Here is a 13,937-nt window from a genome sequence, read left to right as displayed (position 1 = left end):
GTGCGCTATCCCGGCACGGCCGGGCAAAGGAGATAACGCAGTGATCGGTGATTTTGACAGCATTCTGAGCGATGAAGAGGCCCAGCGGCTGGAGAGCGCGTTTCAGGCGCTGGGCGCGGCGTCGGCCAACGGCGAGCGGTCGGTAAGCGAAGCCGAAGAGCGGGCATGGTTCGCCCATCTGCAGCAGGGTGACGCACGCGGGCAGCGGGCGCTGGCCTGGCGCCTGACGGGGGAAGTGGATATCGCCCGGCTGGCGGCGGCGCTGCAGGCGCTGGTGCGGGAGACGCCGGGCGTGGACGTGCGCTACGTTTTTGATGACGAAAACGGGCTGATTAAACGCGCCGCCGGTTCGGCGCCGTTACCGGTGAGCCTTCGTCAGGTGGCGGACGAACAGCACGCCATTGGCTGCCTGCTGCAGGCGCAGGCGGCACCGTTTGAACTGGAAAACGAAGCGCCGCTGCGCGGCTTGCTGTTGCTCACGCCGGGCGATGCCGTGATTTTGGGCGTGGTCTTGCATGACATCCTGGCGGAAACGCTGCCTTGGCGCCACCTGCCGGCGATGCTGTCCGCCCGTTACAACGGGGATGTGATGCCTCTGCCTTTCGCGGCGGAGCCGGTCGAGCTGGCGGAAACCACGGAGCCGCAACTGCCCTGGGCGCGCCAGGCGGTCTCGCTGCAGGATTACCGCAGCCCGGCGCCGCGTGCTGAAGCGTTGCCGCCGGTGGGCGCGCGCGTGGTCACGCGCATTGATCGCTCGCTGTTGCCCGCCAACGACACGCCGCGGGCCTTGCTGGCGGCGGTGGCGGCGCGGTTTGCCGAGTTCGTCGCCGCGCAGGCCGGCGGCCAAGCGGTGCAGCTGTGCGTGCCGGCCGCGGAAACGGCGGAGTTCGTCGGCCTGGAGCTTGGCCTGACGGCGCCGCCGCTGATGCGCCTGACCGTGCAGCATGGCGAGAGCGACGTCGGGCAGCGGCTGCTGGTGCAGGCCGTGGCTGAACAGCCGGACCCGCAACGGGCGCAGCTGCTGGTGGCCTGGCGCGACGATCTGGCCGCAGAGTGGCGGCTGGAAGGCGTTCACGCCGAGCGCATGTTGCTGCCGCCGCTGCATACGCCGTTTGAACTGGCGCTGCTGTTGGGCTTGCCAGAGGCGGAAGCGCTGACGCTCGAGCTGGTCACCGATCCGCGCCTGTCTCCCCATGTGGCGCCTTTCCTGCTGGAGCAGTTCAGCGCGTTCCTGGCCGGGCAGCGGATTGCCGTCGCCTTGCCGGCGGCTGAGGCCGCTTCCCCGGCGATGGCCGCGCCGGCGACGAACGGCGAGGCGGACGAAAGCGTTGCACCGCTGATTTTGCAGGAGTTCCGTGAGGCGCTGGTGGCGCCGGAAATGACCCTGGATGAAGACTTCTTCGATCGCGGCGGCCATTCGCTGGTCGCCACCCGGGTGATCGGCCGCTTGTTGAGCCTGCATCAAATCGAAATCAACATTAACGATCTGTTCAGCCATCCGACGGCGCGTGGGCTGGCGGGCTACGCCAAACGTCTGAACGTCGCGCAGCCGAATGCCCCGGTGGCCGCCGCCGACGATCATGATCGCGCGCAGGCGCCGCTGTCGCTGGCGCAGGAATCGCTGTGGAAGGTGTATGAAGCCTTCGGCCATGACGAGATTTTCAACCTGCCGTTCTCTCTGCGCTTCTTCGATGCGGTGGATGAAACGGCGCTGCATCAGGCGTTTATCGACGTCATGACTCGCCATACCGTGCTGCGTTCACGCTTTGTTGAGCAGCTGGGCGAGGTGGTGCAGGTGGTGGTGCCGGCCGCCGAACTGCCGGATTACTCATGGTTCCGCTTCTCTCACGAGACGCCGGCGGGCAACGCCGCCGCCCTGTTGGCCGACGTCGGCCAGCACCGGTTCGATCTGGCCGCCGAGCTGCCGCTGCGCGTCACGCTGCTGCGCGATGCGGACAACGGCCAGCAGCTGCTGTCGCTGCTGTTCCACCATGTGGTGCTGGATGAATGGTCGCTCAACCTGATGATGGATGAGCTGGGCATCGCCTACCGCCATCGCGTCGTCGGCCAGGCGCCGCAGTGGAGCGGGCAACCGCCGCAGTTCCACACCTTCGCCCGGCAGCAGCGGGCCTCCGGGGTGCAGCAGCAACATCTGGACTACTGGCTCGATGCGCTGCGCGGCGCGCCGGTCGGCCAGCCGATCTTCCGGCAAGAACCCTCTACCCACCCGGCAGTGCCGGCGCCGGCGGACGTCAACGGCGGCTGGCTGGAGTTCGAGGTCGATCCCGCTGTGGCGGAAGGCCTGTATCAGCTCGCTCGCCGCAATAACGCTTCGCTGTTCAACGTGGTGTATGCCGGGATCACCTTGGCGCTGCGCCTGCTTGGCGGCCCGGCGGATCTGCTGGTGGGCACTTCGACCTCCGGCCGTAACGACGCCGAGTTCTTCGATACCGTCGGCTACTTCACCACCGTGGTGGTGCACCGCGTGCGCTTCGACGAAGGGTTGACGGTGGCCGGCTTGGTCAGCCAGGTGAAAAACACCATCAACGGCTCGCTGCCATACACCGACATTCCGATCGATCTGGTGGAAGAAGGGCTGTTCGGCGTGGACGCCGACCGCAAGAACCACATGTTTGAAGTGTTCATCCAGATCCACAGCCGCATCAAACTGAACGGCGAGTTCCGGCTGCAGGACGGCAGCGCGATCGCCTACCGTCAGGTGGAGCCGGAGAAAGCCGAATCGTTGCTCGGCCTGCAGTTTGAGGTGATGGAAGACGATCTGGGGGGGGCGAAATCCCTGCGGGTGATGATGACCTACCGCCAGGATCACTACAGCCGGGAGCAGGCCAATCTGATCGCCGACGGCGTTCAGCACGTCTTTACCCAGTTTGCGCAGCACATCGCTGGCGATATCGCTCTGGCGGCGCTGCCGCCCGGGCCGCAGGCATGACGTTGTTTCACTCTAACCGAAAGCATGATTTTCAAGGAGATAAAAGGATGTCTGGAACCCTAGCAACCCCGCGCGCGTTACTGTCGCTGCTGGTGGCGGCCTCTCTGGTGGTCGCCGGCGCCGCGCAGGCCGACGATGCCGGCATCAAACCGCAGGACATCAAGCGCCAGGCGCTGTCGTCGACGGTGGTGGAGATGGCCTACAGCACCTCGCAACAGGCGCTGTTCGTCAGCGCGCCGGACTGGAAGGAAGAGGCGCGCTCCCGCGTGCTGCGGCTGGATCCCAACACCCTGGCGATCAAGGCGGAGATCCCGTTGCAGGTGAAAGGCTTCGGCGTGGCGCTGAACGACGCGGGCAATCGCCTGTACCTGACGCAGGCCTTCAACGGCGAAGTCGGGGTAGTGGACACCACCACCAACCACGCGCTGGGCAGCATCAAGTTGCTGGACAAAGCGGTGCTGGAGCAGGCTTACAAGCAGGCGGGCATCAGCGGCAAGCGTCTGGATTTCCTGTTGGCGGAGCTGAAGAAGTTTAAAATCACCGAGGACTACCTGTACCGCCTCCGCGAGCTCAAGTATGACGCGCAAAGCGGCCGTCTGTTCCTGCCGGGTCTGGGCTTCGGCGTCGACAGCGTGCTGTATGTGGTCGATACCAAGGCCGGCAAGCTGGAGAAAGTGATCCCGGGCTTCGGCTACAACGCGGTGGGCATCACGCTGGATGAGAAGGGCCGCCGGGTGTTCGTCTCCAACATGCAGGGGCAGGTGATCACCCTGAACGCCGACACGCTGGCGATCACCGCCACGCACGAAGTTCAGGCCGATCAGCTGCTGAACCTGGTGTATGACCCGGCGAGCAATCGCCTGCTGGGCGTCGATCAGGGCATCGATCGCGACGACTACCGCAATCATCATCTGGGGCACGACTATGTGAAGCGCAGCAGCGGCCACCGGGTATTCGCGCTGGATGCGGACAGCGGAAAAGTGCTGGCCAGCGAGCTGACGGATGAGGTGCCGATCGGCCTGCTGCTCGATGAGCGTAGCCAGCGGCTGTATGTCGCCAACCGCAAAGGCGTGCGCGTGGATCACGGCGCCGGGACGCTGACGGTGTTTGACGCCAAGACCCTCAAGCGCCTGCAAACCGTAGACCTGCCGCCGCACCCTAACAGCCTGGCGTTGGATCCGAAAGGCGACGCGCTGTTCGTGACGGTGAAAAACGACGGCGCTTCCACCAAGGCCGGCAAGCCGGAAAGCGTGGTGCGCATTCAGCTGCACACCAGGTAACTGAATTGCAAAGGTAAAAAAAGGGGTGCTGAGCACCCCTTTGTCGTTGGGTTATGTCATCAGAAGTGGGTGTTGATGCTCATGTAGTAGGTGCGGCCCGGTTCGTTGTAGGTGGCCGCGCCCGCGCCGGCGATGTTGATCACGCCGGTGTTTGGGTCACCCACGTTCTGCGCGTTGCCGGCGCGGAACTGGCGTTTGTCGAACAGGTTGTCGATGCCGGCGGTGACGCTGACGTTTTTAGTCAGGTCATAGGTCGCGCTGGCGCCGACGATGGCGTAAGGGCTGACCTCGCGGGTTTCGCCGCCGGTGGCCGGTTTACCCTGATAGTTGTACTTCTTCGGCTTCTGCCGGCCGTACCAGGTTAAAGTGGACTGCATCGACAGATCCTGCGTGGCCTGCCAGCTGAGGGTCGAGTTGACGGTGAACTTCGGGATCACCGACAGGTAATCGCCGGTAGTCTTGTTCTTGTTCTCGATCATGTAGGTGGCGTTGTTGCTCCAGGTGACGGTCTCGCTAACCGGCACGTTCAGCGAGCCTTCCAGCCCCTGCACCACCGCCTTCGGCACGTTTTCCCACTGATAGACCGCCGTGCCGGTGCTGCTGGTGGCGATGCGCGAGTTACCCGCCTCAATCTTGTTGTGGTAATCGTTGCGGAAGTAGGTCACGCCGGCCAGCCAGCCTTCGTTATGGAATTCCAGCCCGATCTCTTTGTTAACGCTGGTTTCCGCTTTCAGATCGTCGTTGCCGAGCAGGTAGCAGCCGTTTTTGGTATCGCTGCCGGCACATCCCTGGCCTTTGCTGTACAGCAGGTAGTTGCCGTTGGTTTGGAACAGCGTCGGGGCTTTATAGGAACGCGCGATGCCCATCTTCAGCGTGAAGTAATCACCCAGTTCCTGCGACAGGTTCAGCGCCGGGCTCCAGTTGTTGCCGGATTCCGAATGCAGATCGTAGCGCAGACCCGGCGTCAGCATGGTGGTGTCGGTCAGCTCAATGTTGTCTTCGGCGAACAGCGAGAAGATATGTGCGGAAGCGTAAGGGCTGCGCGTGCCGGTAGTCATGCCGGGAATGGTGCCGCCCATCAGCGTTTGGCTGGTGGAGGTGCCGTCTTTCATCCGCTGCTGGGTCCACTCGGTGCCCAGCGTGGCGGTTTGCGCGACGCCCAGCTCAAACGGCACGCTGACTTCGCTGTGCGCCAGGAAGTCGTCCAGCTTGGTGGTGCCGAAACCGGTGTTTTTGGTGTCGAAGATGCCTTCGGTGCCGCCGGCCAAGCCCTCGTTCAGGCGGGTGTTGCGGGTGCGTTCGAACTGCACGTAGTTGTTGGTGCTCACCCCGTTGTCCCAGGCGCCGCGGTGGGTCAGGCCGAAGGTTTCACGGTAGATGCGGTTGGTCTCTTTGCCGTAGTTGCTCTGCACCAGGGCGTTGGTGTTGGTGTTCTGGGTATCGCCGGCGTACAGGTTGCCCTGGCGGCCGTAGGCGTACTCGAATTCCAGCGACTGCAGATGGGCGAAGTCCCAGTGCAGCAGGGCGTCGATGTTTTTATCGACCACCCCTTCGCGCCCGGCGGGCACGCTGTTGGCGTAGGCGCCGACGCGTTCGGACTTGTGCGATTCGTTAATGTCCCAGGCGTCGGCCTGCGTTTTGCTGTAGCCGCCGAACAGGCGGAAGCTCAGGGAATCGCTCAGCGGGCCGGACAGGCTGAAATCGGTGCGCTTGGTGGCGCCCTCCTGCTTGTGCTGCGGCACGTTGAAGTAGCCGTTCAGCGAGCCGTGCAGCGCATCGCCGGCCTTCTTGGTGATGATGTTGACTACGCCGCCCGCGGCGCCGTTGCCGTAGCGCGCCGCGGCCGGGCCGCGCAGCACTTCGATGCGTTCGATCATTTCCGGCGGCACCCAGGCGGTATCGCCGCGTGAGTCGCGTTCGCCGCGCCAGCCCTGACGCACCGAGTTGCGGCTGGAGGCCGGTTTGCCGTCGATCAGAATCAGGGTGTTTTCCGGGCCCATGCCGCGGATATCGATCTGGCGATTGTTGCCGCGCTGGCCGCTGGTGGAGTTGCCGGTCAGGTTAACCCCGGGCATGGTGCGGATCAGTTCGCTGATGTCGCGCGCCGGCGGGCGTTTTTTGATCTCGTCGGCGGTGATGGTGGACACCCCTGGCGCCTGCAGGTTCTGCCGGGCGGCGGTCACGACGATGGTGTCTTCGCCGCGCGGCTTTTTATCCGTGGCGCCGCTGTTCTCTTCCGTGGTGGTGGTGTCGGTTTGCTGCGCGGCGTTGGCGAACGCGGACGCGCCCAATCCCAAGCCGATAAGAGTGGCTAAAGAATAACGTGATAGCTTGCTTTTCATCTGAGTGTCCTACCTTGCTGCCATCCCTCGCCGAATGGGGGGAAGGGCGGTTGTAGTTTTTGTGTAGTCGGAAATAGAAAATCGGCTGCGGCAAGGGATGCCATTGATGTATCCCCGATCCCTGTCCGTTGCGCGCAATACCAGCACGATCTCCAAGCCTTACACACTATTGCAAATGCAAATTATTATCAATAGTATTTGGCGTACAGTGCGTTCGGGCGGTGGCCGGCGATAGGGAAAAGTCGACGTTCCCGGTGCCGCCAACTACAAAATGGGTAGGCGTTGTGAATACAGAACTACAGTCAGAAAGCAGCAGATTATTGGCCAGCAGCAATGCGGGCAGTCCAGGGTGGTGGTTGACGGTGGCACGACGCGGTACGCCATGGGTAGAACCGGCGGGTAACGGCCGTTGGCGCACCACCTTTTTCTGGCGCGATCCCCAGGGATGCGAATTGACCTCCGCCTACCGTCGCGTGTGGATCAACATTAACTGCCTGACCGACCACCATCAGCCGAATCCGCCGCAAAGCCTGCAGCGTTTGGCCGGCACCGACGTGTGGTATTGGCAGACTGAACTGAGCGGCGCCTGGCGCGGAAGCTACTGCTTTATCCCCTGCTTTGACGAGCGGCCGCCGGCGTTCAGCGGCGACGATGCGCACGCCAACATGCACAACCTGCGTCACTGGTGGCACCAGGTGTTCGCCAGCGCTACACCCGATCTGCTCAACCCGTATCGTTCCTGGCAAAGCGCCAGCGGCCACAGCGTCTCCGGGCTGCACATGCCGGATGCGCCGCCGCAGCCGGTATGGCGTTCGTTCGACGAATATGAGATCGCCAGCGGGCGCTGCACGCCGCCGCTGCCGGCGCGTTTGCAGCGTCATACCTGGCAGAGCGAGCGCCTGGGCAACAGCCGCGACGTCTGGATCTACACCACCGGCGACAGCAAGCCGGCCGAGCGCCCGCTCGCGATCTTGCTCGACGGCCAGTTCTGGGCGAAGCAGATGCCGGTTTGGGCGCCGCTGATGCAGCTGACCCGCGAGGGGGCGTTGCCGGAAGCGGTGTATGTGCTGATCGACATCATCGATCTGCCGCACCGGGCGCGAGAATTAACCTGCAAGGACGATTTCTGGCTGGCGGTGCAGGAAGAACTGATGCCGCAACTGGCCGACTGGGCGCCGCACAGCGACAAACCGGCCGATACGGTGGTGGCGGGGCAAAGCTTTGGCGGCTTGGCCTCCCTGTATGCCGGGCTGCGCTGGCCGCAGCGCTTCGGCGCGGTGATCACCCAGTCCGGTTCCTACTGGTGGCCGCGGCGCGACATGCTGCAGCTGCCGAGCATTCCCGACGACGCCTGCTGGCTGATGCAACAGGTCGAACGCCACGGCCTGGGCAACCACGGCGCGCTGAAGGTCTTTATGGAAGCCGGTTCGCAGGAAAAACTGGTGCATCGGGTCAGTGGCGAAATGGCGGCGCGCCTGAGCGACGCCGGCCATCGGGTGCACTACCGGGTGGTGGAAGGCGGGCACGATGCGCTGTGCTGGCGCAGCGGCCTGACCGATGGGCTGCAGGCGGTATGGGCTTCCGCTTTCGCCACCGCTTACCCGGCATCGGCGACGGCACGAGGAACACATGATGGAAAGCCTGAATCCGTTCGATGATCAACAGCAGCGCAGCCTGGTGCTGCGCAACGTACAACAACAATACAGTTTGTGGCCGGATTTCCGCGCCATTCCGTCCGAGTGGACGATCGTCTTTGGCCCGGCGGCGCGCCTCGAGTGCGCCGAATGGCTGGAACAGCATTGGCAAGATATTCTGCCGGTCGCAGCACGCGAGGCGTGACCGGCGCCAGGTAATCACGGGAGCAATAAGCAGTGTCACACACCCCTAACTCTCTCAGCGGCCCGGCGCTTGCGGGCGAATGGCCGCTGGTCGCGGCACAACCCGGCATCTGGGTCGCCGATCAAATCTCCCCGCATCGCAATGCCTACGCGGTGGCTCACGCCATCGAACTCAACGGCCCTGTCGCCGTGGAGCCTCTGCTGCAGGCCATCATCCAGGGTCTGGGCGAGGTGGACATGCTGCGCCTGCGTTTTGCGGAACGCGACGGCGTGCCGGTGCAATGGCTGGATGACACGCTGGTGGTGCACGCGCCGGAACTTGTCGATCTGACGACGTCGCCGGATCCTGAAGCCGCCGCGCGCGCGCTGATGGACATCGATCTGGCGAGCGATCTGCGCGCCGGCAGCGGCGCGCAGCTGTATCGTCATGTGGTGATGCGTCTGGCGGATGACCGCTGGTTCTGGTATCAGCGCTATCACCATCTGCTGGTGGACGGTTTCAGCTTCACCGCCATCGCGCGCCGCGTGGCGGCGATTTACACCCATCTTTGCCGCGGCGACGCGCTGGAACCGACGCCTTTCACGGCGTTCAGCGACGTGGTGGCGGAATACCAGGCTTACCGGCAGGCCCCGGCCTGGCAACGCGACGCCGATTTCTGGCGCGAAAAAGCACGGCAGCTGCCGCCACCGGCCACGCTCTGTCCGCAGCCGCTGGCCGGGCAAACGCCCACGCCGCGCATCCACCGGCTGGAACAGCGCTGCGATCCGCAGGCCTTCGCCGAACTGGTGCAGTGCGGCGCGCAGCAGAAGCTGAACGCCGCCGATATGGCGGTGGCGCTGGTGGCGCTGTGGGTGTCGCGTCTGAGCGGCCAACCGAGCTTCAGCGCCGGTTTTATCTTCATGCGCCGTACCGGATCGGCCGCCCTGTGCGCCGCCGGCCCGGTGATCAACGTGCTGCCGATGGAGATGCACCTCGAGCCGCAGGCCACGCTGTATGAGGCCGCCGCCCGCATCAGCCGCGAGCTGAAAACGGTGCGCCGCCATCAGCGCTACGACGCTGAACAGGTGCAGCGCGATCTGGGGCGCATCGGCGACGGTGAACCGCTGTACGGTACGGTCTTCAACTTCAAAATGTTCGATTACCAGCTGGACTTCGCCGGTATCGAAGGCATTACCCACGATCTGGCCTCCGGGCCGGTGCGCGATCTGGAGATTGCGCTGTTTATCGACGAACACCATCAGCTGAAGGTGGAGCTGCTGGCCAACGCCGAGCGTTACAGCCGTCAGGAACTGCTGGCGCATCTGCAGCGGTTGCCGCTGCTGCTGGCGCAGTTCGCCGCGCAGGCAACGTTGCCGATCGGCGAAGCCGACATGCTGACCGCCGACGATCGCGCTCTGCTGGCGCGGGTCAACGACACGGCGCATCCGGTGCCGGCGACCACGCTGAGCCAACTGCTGGCGCAGCAGGCGCAAAGCACGCCGAAGGCGCCGGCGCTGGCGGATGCGCATTTCAGCTTCACCTACCGCGAAACGCGCGAACAGGTCACGGCGCTGGCGCGCCAGCTGGTTGTGCAGGGCGTACGGCCGGGCGACATCGTGGCGGTGGCGCTGCCGCGCTCGGTGTTCCTGTCGCTGGCGTTGATGGCGATCGTGGAAGCGGGCGCCGCCTACCTGCCGCTGGACACCGGTTATCCGGACGAGCGGCTGGCGATGATGCTGGAAGACGCCGCACCCCGGCTGGTCATCACCAGCCCGGCGCAGCAGGCGCGTTTCGCCGACAAGGGCGAAATTTTGCTGTATGACGCGCCGCTGGCGGCCGATCACGCCGACGGGGTGGCGATCGCGGGCCCGACGCCGGATCATGCGGCCTATATCATCTTTACCTCTGGCTCCACCGGGCGCCCGAAAGGCGTGCTGGTCGGCCATCAGGCGATCGTCAACCGCTTGCTGTGGATGCAGCATCAGTATCCGCTGGGGGCGGACGACGCGGTGCTGCAGAAAACGCCATGCAGTTTCGACGTCTCGGTGTGGGAATTCTTCTGGCCGCTGATGGTCGGCGCCCGGCTGGTGATGGCGCCGCCGGAGGCGCACCGCGATCCGCAGCAGCTGCAACAGCTGATCGCGCAACACCGCATTACCACGCTGCACTTCGTGCCGTCGATGCTGGCGGCTTTCGTGGCCGCCCTGGACGACGACGCGGCGGTGGCGAACTGCGTCGCGTTGCGTCAGGTGTTCTGCAGCGGTGAAGCGCTGCCGGCGGAGCTGTGCCGCCTGTGGCAAAGCCGCACGGCGGTGCCGTTGCACAACCTCTACGGCCCGACCGAAGCGGCGGTGGACGTGACCTGGCATCCGGCCTACGGCGACGCGCTGGCGAAGGTGACCGGCGCCAACGTGCCGATCGGCCTGCCGGTATGGAACACCGGGCTGCGCATTCTGGACGCGCGCCTGCGGCCGGTGCCGCCGGGCGTGGCGGGCGATCTGTATCTGACCGGCGTGCAGCTAGCGCACGGCTACCTTGGCCGGCCGGATCTGACCGCCAGCCGCTTTGTCGCCGACCCGTTCGGCGAGGGAGGACGGATGTACCGTACCGGCGACGTGGCGCGCTGGCTGCCGGACGGCGCGGTGGAATATTTGGGCCGCAGCGACGATCAGCTGAAGATCCGCGGGCAGCGTATTGAGCTGAGTGAAATCGATCACGCCTTGCTGTCGCTGCCGGGCGTGCGCCAGGCGGTGACGCACGCGCTGGTGTTGCAGGGCACGCCGGTGGACGCCGGCGGCGATGCGCGCCAGCTGGTGGGCTATCTGGTGATGCAGCCAGGCGCGAGCTGGGATGCGGAAGCCCTGCGCGCGGCGCTGGCCGACCGCCTGCCGCCGCACATGGTGCCGGTGGCGCTGGTGGAAATGCAGGATTTGCCGCTGAGCGCCAACGGCAAGCTGGATCGCAAGGCGTTGCCGCAGCCGCAGGGCGGTGAGCGCAAGGCGGGGCGGACGCCGCAGGCCGGGTTGGAAAGCGAGATCGCGGCGGTATTCGCCCGCTTGCTGCAGCGCGAGCAGGTGTTCGCCGACGACGATTTCTTCGCGCTCGGCGGCCACTCGCTGCTGGCGATGCGCCTGGCGGCGGAGCTGCGCCGCGATCTGGGCAAGGCGGTGTCCGTCGGCCAGGTGATGGTGGCGTCGCGCGTTGAGCAGCTGGCCGCCTTGCTGGCGGAAGATCGCACGCAGGAAGAGGCCGATCGCAGCGGCTTCGACAGCGTATTGCCGCTGCGCGTTACCGAGGGGCCGACGCTGTTCTGCCTGCACCCGGCATCCGGCTTCTCCTGGCAGTTCAGCGTATTGCCGCGCTATCTCGACCAGCACTGGTCGCTGGTCGGCATCCAGTCGCCGCGGCCGGACGGCCCGCTGGCGCTGAGCGAAGACATGGATCAGGTGGTGGATGCTCACCTGCAGACGGTGTTGCAGGTCCAACCGCACGGGCCGTACCACTTCATCGGTTATTCGCTGGGCGGTACGCTGGCGCAGGGCATCGCCGCCCGGCTGCAGGCGCGCGGCGAGCAGGTGGCGTTCCTCGGCCTGCTGGATACCTATCCGCCGGAGACCCAAAACTGGGACGTGATGCTGGACGACAACGTGTTGAAGGAAGTGCAGCGCGAGCGCGAGCAGTTCCTGGCGGTGTCGCAGGACACGCTCGATCCGGCGCTGGGTGAGACGCGCACGGCGATGTTCGACAACATCGAAGCCAACTACGCCGATTCGGTGCGGTTGTTGTCGCACACGCGGACCGCCCGTTTCCACGGCCAGGCGACGCTGTTCGTCGCCAAACGCACGCTGCAGGAAGGGATGGACGTGCAGCAAACCTGGTCGCAGTACGTCGATGCGCTGCAGGCGCACGAGCTGGACTGCGCGCATGTCGATATCGTTTCGCCGGCGTCGTTCAAAGTGCTGGGGCCGCTGCTGAACCGGATCTTGCGCACGCTGTAATGACGCCCTCATCCCGCCGCCAGGCACGGGGATTGCCTCGCGTTTGGCGGCGTTTCTTGCGGCTGCTCACAATTGAATATCAATGATTTTTATTATCATTATTGATTTCGTCATCTGTGCTAGCATAGCGCTCCGCAACTGCAGAATCCCCGTTTAAAGATGTGGTGAACAACCGATGAGTAGCAAACCCTCCATCCTGCTTGATTTCAGCCTGCTGAAAACCAACCGGGCTTTCCGCGCGGTGTTCTGCGCGCGCTTTATCTCCATTGTGGCGCTGGGACTGATGGCGATCGCCATCCCGGTGCAGATCCAGGCGTTGACCGGTTCCACCCTGCAGGTCGGGCTGGCGGTGACGCTGGCCGGCGGCGGCATGTTCGCCGGGCTGCTGATGGGGGGCGTATTGGCCGATCGCTATGAGCGACGCCGGCTGATTCTGTTTGCGCGTTCCACCTGCGGCGTCGGATTTGTCGGCCTGTGTCTCAATGCCCTGTTGCCGTCGCCTTCGCTGGCGGCCATTTATCTGCTGGCGGTGTGGGACGGCTTCTTTGGCGCGGTGGGGGTGACGGCGCTGCTGGCGGCCACGCCGGCGCTGGTGGGCCGCGAAAACATCGTGCAGGCGGGCGCCATCAGCATGCTGACGGTGCGCTTCGGCTCGATTCTTTCTCCGGCGATCGGCGGCCTGGTGATCGCCCATATGGGCATCACCTGGAACTACGGTCTGGCGGCGTTCGGCACCCTGCTGACGCTGCTGCCGCTGCTGAGTCTGCCGCAGCTGATGCCGCCGCCGCAGCCGCGTGAACACCCGCTGCGCGCGCTGGCGGGCGGTTTCGCCTTCCTGTTCCAGAACAAGGTGATCGGCATGGTGGCACTGATCGGCGCGCTGCTGACCATGGCCAGCGCGGTGCGCGTGCTGTACCCGGCGATGGCGGAAGGCTGGCACATCGACGCTGCCCACCTCGGTTATATGTACGCCGCCGTGCCGCTCGGCGCCGCCATCGGCGCGTTCACCAGCGGGCGCGTGGCGCATGTGGCGCGCCCCGGCTGGGTGATGCTGCTGACGGCGATCGCGGCGTTCGCCGCCATCGGCCTGTTCGGCCTGATGCCGTGGTACAGCCTGGCGTTACTGTGCCTGGTGGCGTTCGGCTACCTGAGCGCGCTGAACTCGCTGCTGCAATACGGTCTGATCCAGAGCCTGACGCCGGACAACTTCCTCGGCCGCATCAATGGCCTGTGGACGGCGCAGAACGTGGTTGGCGATGCGCTGGGCGCGTTGCTGCTGGGGGCGATGGGCGCCTTTATGCTGCCGGCGATGAGCGCCAGCGGTTTCGGCTTCGGCGCGGCGCTGCTCGGCATCCTGTTGCTGTTCGCCATGACCGGTTTGCGCCAGGTTACGCTGCACAAACCGGAGCCGCAGCCCGCCACAGAAAAGTAGTCGAACGCGTTAAAACAACGCTGTGGGATCAAATAGCAATGCTTATCATCGGCATGCGTAAAACCCACAGCGTTTATGTCATGATTTCGAAATGAAAGAAGTGCTTACGTTTATTGA

General features: G+C 64.9%; 7 protein-coding genes. 6 read left to right on the top strand and 1 reads right to left on the bottom strand.

Annotated elements, in window-relative coordinates; genetic code table 11:
* Positions 1-40 precede the first annotated feature (40 nt).
* Entirely contained in the window at positions 41-2,950 is a 2,910-nt protein-coding gene (locus tag MMS95_RS12550) for a condensation domain-containing protein (RefSeq protein WP_242141747.1), read from the top strand.
* A gap of 47 nt (positions 2,951-2,997) precedes the next feature.
* Entirely contained in the window at positions 2,998-4,230 is a 1,233-nt protein-coding gene (locus MMS95_RS12545) for a hypothetical protein (RefSeq protein WP_048325759.1), read from the top strand.
* 59 nt (positions 4,231-4,289) lie between these two features.
* On the opposite strand, the gene MMS95_RS12540 is transcribed toward MMS95_RS12545, so the two are convergent.
* Entirely contained in the window at positions 4,290-6,572 is a 2,283-nt protein-coding gene (locus MMS95_RS12540; RefSeq protein WP_242141746.1) for a TonB-dependent siderophore receptor, read from the bottom strand.
* Between the two features lie 284 nt (positions 6,573-6,856).
* On the opposite strand from MMS95_RS12540, the gene fes reads away from it, so the two are divergent.
* The 4 genes from fes (at position 6,857) to entS (ending at position 13,820) form a co-directional block, all read left to right on the top strand.
* Entirely contained in the window at positions 6,857-8,230 is a 1,374-nt protein-coding gene (gene fes, locus MMS95_RS12535; RefSeq protein WP_074469401.1) for an enterochelin esterase, read from the top strand.
* Positions 8,205-8,411: an MbtH family protein gene (locus tag MMS95_RS12530; protein WP_004930023.1), complete on the top strand. Its 207-nt coding sequence runs from the start codon at positions 8,205-8,207 to the stop codon at positions 8,409-8,411. The genes fes and MMS95_RS12530 overlap by 26 nt, the downstream gene beginning before the upstream one ends.
* Before the next feature lie 32 nt (positions 8,412-8,443).
* Positions 8,444-12,388 carry an enterobactin synthase subunit F gene (locus MMS95_RS12525; protein WP_242141745.1) on the top strand — a complete coding sequence of 1,315 codons (3,945 nt, stop codon included), beginning with the start codon at positions 8,444-8,446 and terminating at the stop codon, positions 12,386-12,388.
* Between the two features lie 175 nt (positions 12,389-12,563).
* Complete coding sequence (gene entS, locus MMS95_RS12520) at positions 12,564-13,820, top strand: enterobactin transporter EntS (RefSeq protein ID WP_015376345.1); 1,257 nt, start codon at positions 12,564-12,566, stop codon at positions 13,818-13,820.
* Positions 13,821-13,937 lie beyond the last annotated feature (117 nt).

This window comes from Serratia sp. PGPR-27 (assembly GCF_022678525.1).
GTDB classification, from domain to species: domain Bacteria; phylum Pseudomonadota; class Gammaproteobacteria; order Enterobacterales; family Enterobacteriaceae; genus Serratia; species Serratia nematodiphila.
Note: the sequence above shows the minus strand (reverse complement) of the source record. Positions and strands in the feature narration are given on the sequence as shown.